Source organism: Shinella zoogloeoides (assembly GCF_020883495.1).
GTDB classification, from domain to species: domain Bacteria; phylum Pseudomonadota; class Alphaproteobacteria; order Rhizobiales; family Rhizobiaceae; genus Shinella; species Shinella zoogloeoides.
The window spans coordinates 2,641,908-2,657,863 of sequence record NZ_CP086610.1 but is presented as its reverse complement, the minus strand read 5'-3'; the positions used below and the strand labels follow the sequence as shown (position 1 = coordinate 2,657,863).

General features: G+C 65.5%; 13 protein-coding genes and 1 pseudogene. 10 read left to right on the top strand and 4 right to left on the bottom strand.

Annotated features, from left to right (window positions below; all coding sequences use genetic code 11):
* The first annotated feature begins 12 nt into the window (after positions 1 to 12).
* Genes K8M09_RS13250 through K8M09_RS13230 form a run of 3 tightly spaced genes read left to right on the top strand, consistent with a single transcriptional unit; the run spans position 13 to position 5,001 of the window.
* Positions 13 to 1,794, top strand: a complete 1,782-nt coding sequence (locus K8M09_RS13250; RefSeq protein WP_160786419.1) for a type I secretion system permease/ATPase — start codon at positions 13 to 15, stop codon at positions 1,792 to 1,794.
* Positions 1,791 to 3,692, top strand: a complete 1,902-nt coding sequence (locus tag K8M09_RS23735) for a calcium-binding protein (protein ID WP_206366676.1) — start codon at positions 1,791 to 1,793, stop codon at positions 3,690 to 3,692. Before K8M09_RS13250 ends, K8M09_RS23735 begins: the two co-directional genes overlap by 4 nt.
* Before the next feature lie 10 nt (positions 3,693 to 3,702).
* Positions 3,703 to 5,001, top strand: a complete 1,299-nt coding sequence (locus K8M09_RS13230) for an HlyD family type I secretion periplasmic adaptor subunit (protein ID WP_160786418.1) — start codon at positions 3,703 to 3,705, stop codon at positions 4,999 to 5,001.
* A 53-nt stretch (positions 5,002 to 5,054) separates the two neighbouring features.
* Here the strand turns inward: K8M09_RS13230 and K8M09_RS13225 are convergent.
* Positions 5,055 to 5,173 (bottom strand): annotated as a pseudogene (locus K8M09_RS13225) (IS5/IS1182 family transposase); the annotation flags it as partial.
* A 124-nt stretch (positions 5,174 to 5,297) separates the two neighbouring features.
* Here K8M09_RS13225 and K8M09_RS13220 point away from each other — a divergent pair.
* From K8M09_RS13220 to K8M09_RS13190, 7 genes are all read left to right on the top strand, one after another.
* Positions 5,298 to 6,512: an ROK family transcriptional regulator gene (locus K8M09_RS13220; protein WP_160786417.1), complete on the top strand. Its 1,215-nt coding sequence runs from the start codon at positions 5,298 to 5,300 to the stop codon at positions 6,510 to 6,512.
* Positions 6,509 to 7,768, top strand: a complete 1,260-nt coding sequence (locus tag K8M09_RS13215) for a M20 family metallopeptidase (RefSeq protein WP_170299503.1) — start codon at positions 6,509 to 6,511, stop codon at positions 7,766 to 7,768. The genes K8M09_RS13220 and K8M09_RS13215 overlap by 4 nt, the downstream gene beginning before the upstream one ends.
* 33 nt (positions 7,769 to 7,801) lie before the next feature.
* On the top strand, positions 7,802 to 8,857 hold the full coding sequence (locus tag K8M09_RS13210) for a substrate-binding domain-containing protein (protein WP_160786437.1): 1,056 nt from the start codon (positions 7,802 to 7,804) through the stop codon (positions 8,855 to 8,857).
* An 86-nt stretch (positions 8,858 to 8,943) separates the two neighbouring features.
* The gene (locus tag K8M09_RS13205) at positions 8,944 to 10,002 is read left to right on the top strand and encodes a substrate-binding domain-containing protein (protein ID WP_229341878.1); all 1,059 of its coding nucleotides are present in this window, start codon (positions 8,944 to 8,946) and stop codon (positions 10,000 to 10,002) included.
* 37 nt (positions 10,003 to 10,039) lie between these two features.
* Positions 10,040 to 11,017 (top strand): ABC transporter permease, encoded by a 978-nt coding sequence (locus tag K8M09_RS13200; protein WP_160786416.1) that lies wholly within the window; start codon positions 10,040 to 10,042, stop codon positions 11,015 to 11,017.
* A 10-nt stretch (positions 11,018 to 11,027) separates the two neighbouring features.
* Positions 11,028 to 12,227 (top strand): alanine racemase, encoded by a 1,200-nt coding sequence (locus K8M09_RS13195; RefSeq protein ID WP_160786415.1) that lies wholly within the window; start codon positions 11,028 to 11,030, stop codon positions 12,225 to 12,227.
* A gap of 11 nt (positions 12,228 to 12,238) precedes the next feature.
* Positions 12,239 to 13,000 (top strand): ATP-binding cassette domain-containing protein, encoded by a 762-nt coding sequence (locus K8M09_RS13190; RefSeq protein ID WP_160786414.1) that lies wholly within the window; start codon positions 12,239 to 12,241, stop codon positions 12,998 to 13,000.
* Positions 13,001 to 13,182: 182 nt separating this feature from the next.
* On the opposite strand, the gene K8M09_RS13185 is transcribed toward K8M09_RS13190, so the two are convergent.
* From K8M09_RS13185 to K8M09_RS13175, 3 genes are all read right to left on the bottom strand, one after another.
* Positions 13,183 to 13,818, bottom strand: a complete 636-nt coding sequence (locus K8M09_RS13185) for an SDR family oxidoreductase (protein ID WP_160786413.1) — start codon at positions 13,816 to 13,818, stop codon at positions 13,183 to 13,185.
* 76 nt (positions 13,819 to 13,894) lie between these two features.
* Complete coding sequence (locus K8M09_RS13180; protein ID WP_160786412.1) at positions 13,895 to 14,827, bottom strand: alpha/beta hydrolase; 933 nt, start codon at positions 14,825 to 14,827, stop codon at positions 13,895 to 13,897.
* Positions 14,828 to 14,889: 62 nt separating this feature from the next.
* Positions 14,890 to 15,834, bottom strand: coding sequence for an alpha/beta hydrolase (locus K8M09_RS13175; protein ID WP_160786411.1), 945 nt, complete (start codon positions 15,832 to 15,834; stop codon positions 14,890 to 14,892).
* Positions 15,835 to 15,956 lie beyond the last annotated feature (122 nt).

The following is a 15,956-nucleotide window of genomic DNA, read 5'->3' as shown; positions in this document are numbered from 1 at the left end:
GGGTAGTATGTCATGCGTGCCAAAGAAACGATGTCCGCGGAAAGGCGGAAGAATGCGGAGAAGCTGACGAGCGGCTTTCGGGCCATCGGTGTCTTTCTCTTCGTGATGTCGGGGATCATCAACATCCTGGCGCTGACCGGCGCCTTCTACATGCTGCAGATCTATGACCGGGCGCTGACCAGCGCGAGCATTCCGACGCTGCTCGCCGTCTCGCTGCTGGCGATCGGTCTTTATTGCTTCCAGGGCCTGTTCGATATTCTGCGCTCGCAGATTCTGGTGCGCATCGGCGCGCGCCTCGACCGCAAGGTCGCACCGCTGGCCCACCGGGTCGCCGTCGATATGCCGCGCTTCGGTTTTTCCACCGCCGAAGCGCTCGAACGCGGGCGCGATGTCGATACCGTGCGCAGCTTCCTCGGCAGCCAGGGGCCGGTCGCCCTGTTCGATCTGCCGTGGATGCCCGTCTTCCTCGTCTTCGTCTATATCCTTCATCCCCTGCTGGGGGCGCTCGCCATCGGCGGCGCGGTCACCCTGACGGTGCTGACCATCGTCACCGAGTTGATGACGCGGCGCTTGACGAGCGCGACCCACAGCGCCGTGATAACGCGCAACGCCATCGCCGATTCCAATGCCCGCAATGCCGATATCCTGAAGGCGATGGGCTTTGCCGGCCGCGCGGTCGCCCGCTTCGACCGCGCGAACGAGGATCATCTCGATCTCCAGACCCGCGCCAACGATATCAGCGGCACCTTCGGCGCCATTTCGCGCGTGCTGCGCATGATCCTGCAATCCGCGGTGCTGGGGCTGGGCGCCTATCTGACGATCCAGGGGCAGCTTTCGGCCGGCGCGATCATCGCGGCCTCGGTCGCCTCGGCGCGCGCGCTTGCGCCCATCGACCTTGCCATCGGCAACTGGAAGAGCGTGGTCGCCGCGCGGGCCGCCTTCCAGCGCCTCAAGGAGACCGTCGTCGCCCTGATGTCGGCGCCCGAGCCGATGGAGCTTCCCGCGCCCGTGCGCTCGCTGAAGGTGGAATGCATCACGGTCGCCGTGCCCGGCACCGGCAGGGTCCTTTTGAGCGATGTCAGCTTCGAGCTGAAGGCGGGCCAGGCGCTTGGCGTCATCGGCGCAAGCGGCGGCGGCAAGACGACGCTTGCCCGCGCGCTCACCGGCATCTGGCCGACCCTGCGGGGCAGCGTGCGGCTGGACGATGCCGACCTGACACAATGGGAGGACACGCGGCTCGGCTCCTATGTCGGCTATCTGCCGCAGGAAGTGTCCCTGCTCGACGCCACGATAGAGGAGAACATCTCGCGCTTCGACGAGGCGGCGGATGCACGGGCCATCGTCAAGGCGGCCGCTGCCGCGGGCGTCCACACCATGGTCGTGCGCCTGCCGGATGGGTACAAGACACAGCTCGGTCCCCTCGGCTCGGCCCTTTCCGGCGGCCAGCGCCAGCGTATCGGCCTTGCGCGCGCGCTCTATGGAGAACCGTTCCTCGTTATCCTCGACGAACCCAACTCCAATCTCGACAGCGAGGGTGAGGCGGCGCTGACGGCGGCTATCGAAAGCGTCAAGGCGCGCGGGGGCATCGTCGTGATCATCGCGCATCGGCCGAGCGCCCTTGCGGCGGTCGACATGGTCGCCGTGGTGCAGAACGGCAAGCTGACGGCCTTCGGCCCGAAGGAGGACGTTCTCGGCGCTGTCGTCCAGGCGCCGCCCGCCCCGCCGGCCGCCGCGTCCGTCGGCCATATCGTCAGGAAGGAGCGCGCCAGTGTAGGGGCGTGGGTTTCGACATGATCATCGATATCAAGGCAACGAAGCAGACTGCGGCGCAAACCGACCCCGCCGAGCGCTATGCCCTGAAGAGCATGGAGCGCAAGTCCAGGACGCCCATGGTGCTGGGGCTGCTTCTGGCGGGACTGGTCGTCTATCTCAAGTCCTTCTTCACCAGCCACGCCCGGCCAGCGGACGATGCGGCGGCCGACCCGAAGGCGCAGGAGGAAGCGGAAACGCCTCCAACGGAAGAAGAGCCGCTCGCGCCGGTCCTCGCCATCGATTACGGCCCGGCCGAGGGCGGCTTTCTGGAGGACGACGGCGGCGCGGTGCTGGACGGCCCCCTCTGGAGCGGTTTCCTTTCCGCCGGAGGGCCGCAGACCGGCGCGCGGTTCGAGATCGACCCAAGGGACTGGATCGGTGCGAAGTCCTTCGGCTTCGGCTCGCTCGCGGCCAATGACAATATGGATCCCGGCTCCTACTACGAGATCCCGTCTTCGGGCGGTGGCCAGGGGCCGGATACGGGAGGATGGCAGCCCCCCCTGACGCCGCCCGGCGTGGACGGGGAGGGCGGCGATGGCGACGATGGTGAAGGGCCGGATGGTCCCGACGATCCTGACCGCTCGAACCGTGCCCCCCGTGTCTCCGGCCCCGTCTATCTCATGGACGTGACGGGATGCGCCGTTCTGGCGATCGCGCTTTCCGACCTGCTGCGCAACGCCCACGACCCGGATGGCGATGTGCTCTCCGTCCGCAACCTCACGATCTCGCACGGTACGCTGACGCCGTCCGGCGGGCAGTGGCTGTTCCAGGGCGGGCCGAAATTCGAAGGCCTTGTGACCGTGACCTACCAGATCACGGACGGCGACTTGCTCGTCGATCAGGTCGCCTATTTCCGGGTCCAGCGGAACGCCATTGAAGGCACGCAGCGCGATGATGTCATCGTCGGCACGGCTTGTGGCGACGATATCGACGGCGGAGCGGGAGACGACAATATCGATGCCCGGGGCGGTGACGACGTCATCCTTGGGGGCGATGGAGACGACCATATCGTGGCGGGCGACGGGGACGATATCGTCCTTGCCGGCCGTGGCGACGATATCGTTTTCGGCGGTGCCGGCAACGACCGGATTTCCGGCGGCGAGGGCGACGACCGACTCTATGGCGACGACGGCGACGACATCCTCTTCGGAGACGAGGGGAACGACCTTCTGGTGGGCGGTGCCGGCAACGACATTCTCGATGGCGGCGAAGGCGACGACAGGCTCGAAGGCGGCGCGGGCAATGACGTCCTGCGCGACGGCGCCGGGCGGGACGAAACCTTCGGCGGTGCCGGCGACGACCTCCTCGTGGCCGCGCTGGACGGTGAGGACGATGTCCATGATGGCGGGGCGGGGCATGACACGCTCAGCTTCGCGCCGACGACCGCCGGCGTGACCGTCGATCTGGATGAGGGCGTGGCCTTCGGCAGCGAGATCGGCGAGGACACGATCACGTCCTTCGAGGCCGTGATCGGCGGCGCCGGGAACGATCACATCATCGCCAGCACGCGCGAGGCCAATGTGCTTGCGGGCGGGGCGGGCGACGACATCTTCGAGTTCCTGCCCCCCGCGGCCCCGGCCGTGGCGGAGACGCTGCCGGCAACGGTGCGTCACGCCATCCTCGATTTCGATGTCGGCGACCGGGTGCGCATGTCGAAATACGACCTCTTCGAAAGGATCGTCGACAGGAACGAGGACCAGTTCGAAGCGATCTATGGCGACGACTTCGACGATGACGAGATCGCCATCCGCTACCGCCACGACCGGACCGACGAGCTGAGCCAGACGGTCATCGAGGCGGACTTCAACCGCGACGGCACATGGGAAACGACCGTGATGATCGAGGGAACCCGTATCTTCTTCATCATCGAGCACGCCTGAGGGGGCAGACATGAGCAAGCAATCCGTGAACACCTTCCGTATCGGCCCCCGGGTTTTCGCTGGGGCGACGCTGGGCTTTCTGCTTGTCGCCGGTGTCGGCGGCTGGGCCGCGACGGCCCAGCTTTCCGGCGCGGTGATCGCGCAGGGACAGGTTGCCGTGGACCAGCGGATAAAGGCCATCCAGCACCGGGACGGCGGGATTGTGAGCGAGATCGCCGTGCGCGAGGGGGACGCTGTCGAGGCGGGACAGGTTCTGCTGCGCCTCGACGACGCGCAGACCAGGGCGGAGCTGTCCATCGTGGAGGCGCAGCTTCTCGAGCAGACCGTGCGCCGGGCAAGGCTCCTGGCGGAGCGCGACCTTCTGGCGGCGATAGAATTCCCCCGGACACTCGACCTGAAGCGCCCTGAAACCGTGTTTCTCGTCAACGGCGAGACCCGGCTTTTCGACGGCAACCGCATGAACCGCGAAAGCCGCAAGCAGCAGCTCGAGCTCGGCACCGTGCAGGTCTCGGAGGAAATCACGGGGCTGGAGGCCCAGCGCAGTTCAAAGGCCGACGAGATCCGGCTGGTGGAGGAACAGCGCCGGAAGTTCGAGACGCTCGTGGAGCAGCAGTTGCTCGAGCGCGGGCCGCTCTATTCGGCAAATCGCGATTTCGCCCGGCTGGAGGGCGAGCGGGGCGAGATCGACGCCGCCATCGCGCGCGCGCGCAGCAAGATGAACGAGATAAGCCTGCAGATCATCGCCATCGACGAGAGCGCCCGCACCGAGGCGCAGCGTGAACTGACCACGGTCGAAACCCGGATGTCCGAGCTTCAGGACCGGCATATGGCCATATCCGACCGCCTGTCGCGCACGCAGATCCGGGCGCCCCTTTCGGGCACGGTCAATGAACTGAACGTGCATACCGTGGGGGGCGTCATCACGCCGGCCGAGGTGCTGGTGACGATCGTTCCCAAGGGGGCGAAGCTCAAGGTCGAGGTCATGCTCCAGCCGACCGCCATCGATCAGGTCGAACTCGGCAGCCCCACGCGGTTGCGCCTGACGGCGCTGAACCAGCGCACGACGCCCGAGCTTGCCGGCGTGGTTTCGCACGTCTCCCCCGCCACCGCCCGCGATCCGGCCAGCGGCCAGCTCTTCTACAAGGGCGATGTCGAGATATCGGAGGGCGAACTGGCGAAGATGGGCAAGAGCCGTCTTATTCCCGGCATGCCGGTGGAGGTCTACGTGACGACCAGCGAAAGGACGGCACTGTCCTACTTCGCCAAGCCGATCGTCGATCAGTTCAGCAAGGCTTTCCGTGAGCGCTGACGTTTTCGGGCGCTGTTCAAGAGGCCGGAAGAGACGAAGGGGCGTTCTGTTATGACAACTCCGAGTTTGACGAAGCCCATGTGCGGTGCGCGGGCAGCTTGTCGTATCGGATTGTGACGCGCCTGAACTGCTTGAGCGTGTTGAAGCTGCGCTCGATGCGTTTGCGCTCCTTCATGCAGGATCACCTCTAGGGGCAAACCAGGTCAGTTCTCATTGCAAATCAATGCCGGGATGACGCTTGACTCTTTTGTGTCACCTTAATAAGTTCGGTTACAGAACGAACTAAGTGAGTGACAATGACCGACGCGCCCCGCATTTCCCGGCAGTTCTCGCAGCGCTCCGTCATGGAGACTATCGTGCAGGGCGGGCCGATCTCGCGGGCTTCCATCGCGAAGCTGACGGGTCTGTCGAAGCAGACGATCTCCGAGATCGTGCGCGACCTTGAGGATGACGGCTGGGTACGTGAAACGGGGCGCACTAGCGGGCATGTCGGCCGCACCGCCGTGACCTATGAGCTGGTGGTTGACGCGGCTTTCATCGTGGCGGTCGATCTCGGCGGGACGAAGGTGCGCGTGGCCGTGACCGATCTTGCCGGGCAGATCGTGATCGAGGATGCGGCGCCCACCGACCGGCGCGGCGGAGCCCATCTCGTCGCCCAGATATCCGGCATGGCGCTTGCGGCCGCCTCGGCCGCCAAGGTGCCGCGTGAGAAGCTGCGGCTTGCCGTCGTCGGCGTGCCTGGTGCGCCCGATAACCGGACGGGCCGTGTGCTGCTTGCTCCCAATATCCGTGATTTCGACACGATGGATGTTCTGGAGGCCTTCCGGCAGGCGCTCGGCTTCGATGTGGTGCTCGAGAACGACGTCAATCTCGCCGCCCTCGGGGAAAGCTGGCAGGGGCAGGGGCAGGGCATCGACAACCTCGCCTATGTGGCGCTCGGTACGGGTATCGGCAGCGGCCTCATCCTCGGCGGTAATCTCGTGCGCGGCGCGGCCAATGCGGCGGGCGAAATGGGTTTCCTGCCGATCGGCGCGGATCCCTTCGATCCGGAATCCCTGCGGGTCGGCGCCTATGAGCGCGCCGTCGCGACGCATGGCATCATCGCGCGTTATGAAGCGGCGACCGGCGAGCGGATCGACGTCCCCGCCATCTTCGAGCGCGCGGCGGCCGGCGATAAGGCTGCCGATGCCGCGCTCGACGATACGGCCCGCCAGGTTGCCTGCGGCATCGCCGCGATCTGCGCCATCGCCAATCCCCAACTTGTCATCCTCGGCGGCTCCATCGGCCTGCGCCCGGAAATCCTGGAGCGCGCACGCCGCTTCCTGCCGCAGTGCTTCCCCTATCCGGTCGATGTCGTCTCGGGTGAACTCGGCGCGCGCGCGGCGCTGGTCGGCGCGACAGCGGTCGGCCTCAGCCAGTTGCACAACACGCTCTTTGGCGTCGCGACGCCGAATGCCGGCATCTCGCTGCCCCCGGTGGGAACGGATTCGTCGCAGGAGGCCGCGGAATGACGATGGAAAACGATCTCTTCGCCCGCCTTTGGGCTGCGCTGGACCGCGATGCCTCGCTTGATCTCTTTCGTGGCGCGGTGCGGCGCGAAAGCATCACCGGCAACGAGGCCAATGTCGTCGCCTATCTCAGGGAGGCGATGGGCAGGCTGGATCTTTCCGGTCTCACCATGGCGGATTTCCTGCCCGGCCGGCCCAATGTGTGGGGCGAGCGGAAGGGGGCGGGCAACGGTCGGCGCCTGCTCTTCATCGGCCATACGGATGTCGTGCATGTCGATGGCTGGCGCGAGAACTGGGTCGGTACGGAGCGCGAGAACCCCTTCGGCGCCGCGATCGTCGATGGCGCTGTCTGGGGCCGTGGCGCGGGTGACCTGAAGGCCGGCATCACCTCGTCGCTGGCCGCCCTTGCGCTGCTCGATGCGGCCGGCATCACGCTTGCCGGCGATGTCTCCTTCGCCTTCGTCGGCGACGAGGAGAGCGGCCAGCCGGGGACCGGCGTCTCCGCCGGCATCAAGGATTATGTGACCCGTATCGAAGCGGGGGAGGTGGCGCGGCCCGATTTCGTCGTCTATGTCGAGCCGACGCAGCTTGCCGTCTATCCCGCGCAGATCGGTTTCTTCATCACGGATATCACCATCACCGGGCGCTCGGCCTATTTCGGCGTGCCGGAACTCGGCAAGGATGCGTTGCGCGCCAGCCATGCGGCGATGAGCGCGCTCTGGAAACATTCCGACGAAATTTCCGCCCGTGCCGAGCACAAGCTGGTCGGTCGCTCGTTCCTGCTGATCACCGGGCTGACCGGCGGCGGCTACATCGCCGTGCCGGAGAAATGCGAGCTGTCGCTGATCCGCAAGCTGCTACCGGGCGAATCCCTCGATCAGGCGGCCGCGGATATCGAAGCGGCGGTGCGCGGGGCCATCGATGACCCCGAAATCACCGTGACATTCTCCTATCCGGCCGGCCGCGACCATGCGCTCGGCGGCACGGCGGCGGAGATAGAGGAGGGGCGCGCCGATGTTTCGCTGCTGTCGCAGGCCATAGGCGGCGCGCTGCCCGGCCGGGGCGGGATCGAAGGCGCACCTTTCTGGTCGGAATCGCCGTTCTTCGTGAACCGGCTCGGCATTCCGACGGTCTATTGCGCGCCGGGCGATATCCGCAACTGCCATACCTACAACGAGCATGTCGAAATCGAGGAGTTTCTCGCGGCCGTCGTCGGCTTTGCGGCCTTCATGGCGCGTTTCTGCGGAACCGTCGACTGAACACCATAACCAAGAGGGAGTGAGACCATGCAGATGACGAAATGGCTGACCGGGGCATTGACCGCCGGTCTTATCCTGAACGCCGGAATTGCCATCGCCCAGACGGTCGGCCCGGCCGGCGAGGCGGCGACGCCGAGCGCCGAGGTAGCGCTGACCGACGCCGATATCGCGGCGCTGAAGGACAAGGGCTACAAGGCCGCGCTGCTTTGGCACACGTCCTCGGATTTTACCAATGCGGTCGGTCAGGGTGCGACGGATGAGTTCAAGCGTGCGGGCATCGAGATTGCCGTGACGACGGACGCCCAGTTCGACGCCGCCCGCCAGCGCAGCGACATCGAGACCGCGCTTGCGGCCAAGCCTAATGTCATCCTCGCTCTCCCGCTCGATCCGGTGACATCGGCCGAGGCGTTCCGCCAGGCCGTCACGGATGGCGCCAAGCTGGTCTTCCTGTCGAACGTGCCGAAGGATTACAAGCACGGCGCGGAATACGCCGCCATCGTAACCGACGACCTCTACCAGATGGGTAAGCAGGCAGCCGACGCGCTGGCCAAGTCCATCGGCGGTAAGGGCAAAGTCGGCTACATCTTCCACGACGCGACCTACTACGTCACCAATCAGCGCGACCAGGCCTTCAAGACGACCATCGAGAAGGACTATCCCGAGATCAAGATCGTCGCCGAGCAGGGCATTTCCGACCCGGCACGCGCGGAAGAGCTCGCCAGCGCCATGCTGCTGCAGAACCCCGATCTCGACGGCATCTACGTGACCTGGGCCGAGCCGGCGGACGGCGTGCTCGCCGCGCTGCGCAGCGCAGGCAACACCAAGACGAAGATCGTGACGCTGGACCTTGCCGAGCCGGTTGCGCTCGACATGGTCAAGGGCGGCAATGTGACCGCGCTCGTCGCCGACAAGGCCTATGAGCTCGGCCGTGCCATGGCCGCCGCCGGCATGAAGTCGCTGCTCGGGCAGGAGACGCCGGCCTTTGTCGTCGCCCCGGCGCTGACCGTCACCAAGGAAAACGTCTCCCAGGGCTGGAAAGACTCGCTGAATCGCGATGCGCCGCAATCGGTGCTCGACGCCGCGAAGTGACCGCCCGACTGTGGCGGCCATCCGCCGCCGCAGTCCCCCCAATACCAGAAGAGCCAGAAGCATTCGTGTTCCACGGGAGGAAACCCATGCGTTTTGCAACGACACTCGCCCTGATGACCGGCCTCATCGCCGGCTACGCCCTTGCCGCCGACGGTGTGACGACCGGCCCGAACGGCGAGACCCCGACGGCCGCAGGCACCGTCACGCTTACCGCCGAGGAAGAGCAGAAGATCAAGGACGGCAAATTCACAGCCGCCCTCGTCTGGCACGAGATGAGCGAATATACCAATGCGGTGAATGCCGGCGCGCAGGACGAATTCAAGCGCCTCGGCATCGAGGTGGTCGCGCAGACCGATGCGGGCTTCGACGCCGCGCGCCAAAAGGCCGATGTCGAGACTGTGCTGGCGAAGAAACCGTCGATCATCGTTTCCCTGCCGGTCGACCCGGCAAGCGCCGCGCCGGTCTACGATCCGGCCCGCGCGGCGGGCGTCAAGCTTGCCTTCGTCGACAATTCGCCGGCTGGCTACGCGCATGGCAAGGATTATGTGACCATCGTTTCCGACGATCTCTTCCAGATGGGCAGCAAGGCCGCCGTCGCCATGGCCGATGCCTTGGGCAAGAAGGGCAAGGTCGGCTACATCTTCCACGATGCCGATTTCTACGTGACCAACCAGCGCGACCAGGCCTTCAAGAAGACCATCGAGCAGGACTATCCCGACATGAAGATCGTCGCCGAGCAGGGCATGGCCGATCCCGCCCGCAGCGAGGAGATTGCGCAGGCGATGGTCACGCAGCATCCCGATCTCGACGGCATCTATGTCACCTGGGCGGAACCGGCGCTGAGCGTGCTCGCCGCCCTGCGCTCGGCCGGCAACACGCATACGAAGATCGTCACGCTCGACCTTAACGAGCCGGCGGCGCTCGACATGGTCAAGGGCGGCAGCGTCGCGGCGCTGGTGGCGGACGAGGCCTATGACATTGGCGTCACGGCGGCCCGTTCGGCGGCAGGCGCGATGCTCGGCAAGGAGGCTGCGCCCTTCCTCGTCGTGGATTCCCTCGCCGTCACGAAGGATACGGTGAAGGAAGGCTGGAAGACGTCGCTCAACAAGGACGTCCCGCAGTCGATCACCGATGCATTGAAGTAAGCGACGTCCGGTCGGCTTTCATTCACGGAGGTAAATCATGTCCAGTACCAATCAGGATGCCGCGGTCCGTGCGGCGGGGCTGGCCGGCCGCATCAACCTGCAGCAATATGTCGTCTATTTCGGCTTCCTGGCGATCTTCCTGTTCTTCGCCATCGTGCTGAAGGACAGCGGCTTCCTCACGGTCCGCAACCTCTCCAATATCGTGTTGCAGACGGCGCCCGTCACCATCATGGCCATCGGCCTCGTCTTCGTCATGTCGGCGGGCGAGATCGACCTTTCCATCGGCTCGACGGTGGCCGTGGCGGCGCTGGCCGCCGCCGTGACGATGCAGGGCTACGGCATGGTGCCCGGTATCGTCGCCGGGCTCGGCTGCGGCCTCCTGATCGGCCTCGTCAACGGCGTTCTCGTCGCCTATGTGCGCCTGCCGTCCTTCCTCGTCACGCTGGCGACGATGGGGTTGTTCGCCGGCGTCTCGCGCTCGATGACGAACCTGCGCAGCATTCCCGTCACCGACAGCACCTTCACCGGCTTCTTCGGTTCGGGCGCTTTCCTCGGTATTCCCTCGCTCATCTGGTGGACGGCCATCGCCGTCGCCTTCGGCCACATCATCTACCGTGAGACCCGCTTCGGCGCCCATGTGCTGGCTGTCGGCGACAATGCGCGGGCGGCAAGCGTATCCGGCATTTCCGTGCCGAAGCTGCGCCTTGCGGTGCTGATGATCTCCGGCGGCCTCGCCGGGCTTGCGGGCCTGCTCTATGCCGGCCGCCTGCAGGCTGCGAAATACACGCTTGGCGAAACCGATCTCATGACGGTCATCGCCGCTGTCATCGTCGGCGGCACGCTGCTCAACGGCGGCAAGGGCTCTATCATCGGTGCGCTCGTCGGCTCGCTGATGATGGGCATGCTCAACAACGGCCTCATCCTGATGGGCCTTTCCGTTTCCGACCAGATGATCGTTCGCGGTCTCATCATCCTTGCCGCAGTCGCCGTGTCGCTGCGCGAAAAGTCCCGCTGAGGAGGATCGAATGTTTCTCGACGTTCTGCGCCGTCGCAATCCCCGCTTCATCGAAGCCGCCCAGGCGCTTCACCGCGAGGGCCGGATTCCGGCCAATGCCTATGTGATCGATCTCGACGCCATCGAGGGCAATGCCCGCATCCTCAAGGACGAGGCGACGCGGCTCGGGCTGAAAACCTTCGCCATGACCAAGCAGTTCGGCCGGTCGAGGTCGGCCTGCCGGGCGATCATGCGCGGCGGCATCGACAGCGCGGTCGCCGTCGACATGGCCTGCGCCAAGGCGACCCACCGGGCCGGCATGAAGGTCGGCCATCTCGGCCATCTCCAGCAGGTTGCCCGCGCTGAGGCCGATGGCGCGGCAAGCGTGCTCAAGCCGGATTACTGGACCGTCTTCAACGAGACCAAGGCGCAGGAAGCGGCGGCCGGGGCCAAGGCGGCCGGCCGCGTGCAGAACCTGCTTGCCCGCATCCACGCCGAGGGAGACACTTTCTATCGCGGCCATGAGGGCGGTTTCGCCGCCGCCGATATTGTTACCGTCGCCAATTGGCTGGACAGCCTCGATGGCGGTCGGTTCGCCGGCATCACGACCTTCCCCGCGCTGCTCTTCGACCATCAGGCGCGCAAGGTCCTGCCCACGCCCAACCTCGCGACGCTGACGAAGACGGCGGAGGCCCTCGCCAAAGCGGGCCGCAGCGACATCGAGATCAACGCCCCCGGCACGACATCCAGCGTGCTGCTCGCCGCACTCGCCGAGGCGGGGGCCACGCAATGCGAACCCGGCAACGGTCTGCACGGCACCACGGCGCTGCATGTGGTGGAAGACCTGCCGGAACTACCCGCCATGCTCTACCTCACGGAAGTCTCGCATCTCTCGGGCGGCAAGGCCTATTGCTTCGGTGGCGGTTTCTATATCGATCCGATCTTCCCCGACTACGACGTCAAGGCCATCGTCTCGGCCGAGCCGACCGTGGCGGCGAGCGCCTTGCGCAGCGTCGAAGTCCCGCCGCCCTCGGCCATTGACTATTACGCCATGATCGACGCCACCGGCCCCGCTGCTCCCAGACCCGGCGATACCGCTATCTTCGGTTTCCGCGGGCAGGCCTTCGTCACACGGGCCTATGTCGTCGGCGTCTCCGGCATTTCGGCTGACGCGCCGAAAGTGGAGACCATCGAGAATACGGCGGGCGAAACGGCCGCCTGGCCGGTCTAGGAGGACAGGATATGACCACGAACGCTGTCGCCGCTGCCGGCCAGCCCGTCCTGGCGCTGAAGGATATCCGCAAGACCTTCGGTGGCGTCGTCGCCATCGAGAACTTCTCGCTGGAGATCCAGCCCGGCGAGATCGTCGCGCTGGTTGGCGACAACGGTGCCGGCAAGTCGACCTTGATCAAGATCATCTCCGGCGTCTATGCCCCGACCTCGGGCTCCATCTCCATCGAGGGCGGACCCGTCACCATGGCCAACGCCACCATGGCGCGCGCCCACGGCATCGAGGTCGTCTATCAGGATCTCGCGCTGGCAGATCAGCAAACCGTTTACATGAACATGTTCCTCGGCCGCGAGCCGACCAAGGCCTTCGGCCTTCTCGACCGCCGCCGGATGATCGATGAAACGGAGAAGCTGGTGAAGGAACTCGACGTGCGCATTCCCTCGGCGCATGCGACGATCCGCGACCTCTCGGGCGGCCAGCGCCAGGGCGTCGCCATCGCCCGTGCGACCCATTGGGCGAGCAAGCTGATCCTGCTCGACGAGCCGACGGCCGCCCTTGGCGTCGCCGAGACCGCGAAGGTGGAGGAGATCGTGCAATCGCTGAAGAGCCGCAATATCGGCATCCTCATCATCAGCCACAGCCTCGATCAGGTCTTCAAGCTCTCCGACCGCATCTGCGTCCTGCGCCGCGGCCGGCAGATCGGCGTGCGCGAGACGAAGGCGACCGACAAGAACGAGATCATCGCGATGATCACTGGCCTGCAGCAGAGCTGAGCAGGATGCGTTGCCGGCTTGCCGCGTCTTTAGGGTTTCATGGATGCCACGGTGCGGGCCTGCCGGCTTTCGATCCAGGTGACGGGAACGGCACGCAGGCGATGGCGAGTGCAATGAGCGCCAGTGCGGCGGCGATCCATTGCGAGATGACATGGATTTTCTCATGGCGGTGGGGCTGGGCGTTACATGAAGTAAGGCTTGTCGGCATCCGTGTTGGGCTTGTTGACGCCGAAATTGGCGCGGCTGTGGAGTTTTGGCGCGCGGATGGTCCTGGCGATCAGGTCGGCGACGCTTTTGCGCGAGACGACGGTGCCCTTGAAGGGCTCGTTGCGGCCGGTGGTCTCGTAGTCCACCTCGTCCTCGTCCATCAGCCATGCGGGGCGCAGTATGGTATAGTCGAGGCCGGAGGCTTCGATGGCGTCGGCGGCGCGGCGGAAGGGCTTCAGGTCCTCGCCGATGATCGCCTCGTTCCATTCGCCGAACTTGCCGGGAACTTCCTGGTAGATGCCGAGCGACAGCACGAAGACGAGGCGCTGCACGCCTTCCGCCTGCATGGCGTCGATCACGGCCTTGGCCTGATCGTCGAGGTCTTCGCCCGTCAGGTTGGCGTAGACGATGTCCTGTCCCTTGACGGCCTCCGCCAGACGGGCGGGGTCAAGCACGTCGCCCTGGACGAGCGTGGTATTGGCTGGCACGCGGGCGAGCCGGGCGGTGTTGCGGGCAAACAGCGTCAGGGCCATACCCTGTTCGCCGCCCAGCATGCCGATGACATGGCGCGCGATCTGTCCGCCTGCGCCGAGAACGAGTACATTGCTCATTGTCTTCTCTCTGTGTCTCACATTGCGGGTCCATGGCCGCCGCTCCCGGTGCGAGAGCGACGGATGCATGCGTTGGTCAGGCGAGGTGCTGCTTGAAGAAGGGCGTTACCTTATCGAGCGCGAGGCCGACCGGCTCCGGCTTGTCGTAGAGGTCGTAGTGCGACCAGTCCTCGAGCGAGACCAGCTGGCGATCCTTCGACGCGGTGGCGCGGCCGTAGATCTCCATGCCGTCGCGGAAGGCGCCGAACGCGCCGATCTTCTGGCCGACCACCACCATCACGGGCTGCGTGAGGAGGGTTTCGGCAAAGGCGAAGGCATCCCAGGCGAGCGTCTTCTGTGCGTGGGAGAAGAGCATGCGCGTCGCGCCGCCTTCCTCTTGACCGCGCGGGGTCTTGTAATAGTCCGTCGCCTCGAACACGTCGCGTTCGGTGAGGCCGGCCTGTCTCGCCACGTCGAGGCTGGCAGGCAGCAGTTCGTTGACCTGAAGTTCGCCGCCGCGCGCTTCCTTCGTGCGCTGGGCGGCTATGGCGGCAAGCGCACCGAGCGGATTGTAGCCGCTGAAACCTTCGCGGAAGAGACGGCCGATATTGACGCCGGTGATCGAAACGACGGCCTTGATGCGCTTTTCGGTCAGGGTCGCGTTGACGGCATAGCCGCCACCGCCGCACACGCCGAGAATGCCGATGCGGTTCTCGTCGACATAGGGCAGGGTCACGAGATAATCGATGACACGGCTGATATCCTCAACCCGCTGCGTCGGGTCCTCGACCCAGCGCGGCGTGCCGCCCGACTGGCCCTGGAAGCTGGCATCATAGGCGATGACGACGAAGCCTTCCGCGGCAAGCGCCTTGCCGTAGACATTGCCTGAGGTCTGCTCCTTGCAGCTGCCGAAGGGATGGATGCTGACGATGGCGGGATAGGCCTTCGTTTCGTCAAAGCCCGGCGGGAACTGGATGTTCGCGGCGATCGGCCAGGCCATGTCCGGGTTCTGGAATTTGACGCTTTTCATGTCTTTTCTCCGAGAGATAGGTGCCGGCGCTGCATCGTGCGACGCCCGGCTGCGGGGATGGGTTATTCGGCGGCCTGGCGGGCGGCTTCGCCGGCAAGCTTTGCGCGGAAGAAGGGGGCGAGGACGGAGACGGCTTCATCGACGTAAGACTTGCCGTCATAGAGCGACATGTGGTTCGCACTCTCGACGATGTGCATCGCCTTGTCCGTGCTGGCGGCGCGGGCGAGGAGGTCGTCGCTCATCCACTTGCTGCCGGCGACCGAGCCGACGACCGAGAGGATCGGCTGGGTGAGGTAGACGTCGGCCATGTGGTAGGCGTCGTAGGTGATGATCTGGTTGAGGCTGCGCAGCGTGGCGAAGCCGGGTGCCGTGGTGCATTCGGCGCGGGGCGTGTGGTAGTATTCCCAGGCCTCGCGCAGTTCGGCGTTCGGCGCATCCTCTTCCTTCATCGGGGCGAGCGGCATGATGGCGGCAGCGCCACCCTTGGCATCCGCCGTGCGGGCGTTCGAGCCGGCGACGACATAGGGCAGCGCGTCGATGGAGGCGACATTGTTCTCCCAGCCGTTGCGGAACATCGAGCCGATATTGACGGCGCTGACCGTGCCGACCGCCTTGATGCGGCGATCCTGGATGGCGGCGTTGGCCGTGTAGCCCGCGCCGGCGCAGATGCCCATGGCGCCGATGCGCTCCTGGTCGATGTAGGGAAGCGTGGTCAGGTAATCGATGACGGCGCTGACGTCCTCGGTACGGATATAGGGGTTTTCCAACTGGCGCGGCTCACCGGTGGATTCACCCTGATAGGAAGCGTCATAGGCGATGGTGACGAAGCCGGCCTTGGCAAGTTCGCGGGCATAGGTGCCGGCCGTCTGCTCCTTCACGCCGCCGCCGGGATGGGAGACGACGATGGCCGGATAGCTGCCGGCTTCGCTGAAACCTTCCGGGAAGTTGATGACGGCCGAGAGCGTGATGGCCGGGTTGTTGGTGTTGGTGAAGCTGATCTTGCCCATGGTGGTTTCCTCGGGTTGGCCGGGGTTGGAAATGTGTTCCGGCTTGAATGACTGGAAATATAGGTCGATCTCGCCTATCACTCTATGGCGGCAAACTGTTTGAACCTATCAGTGAGGTGATG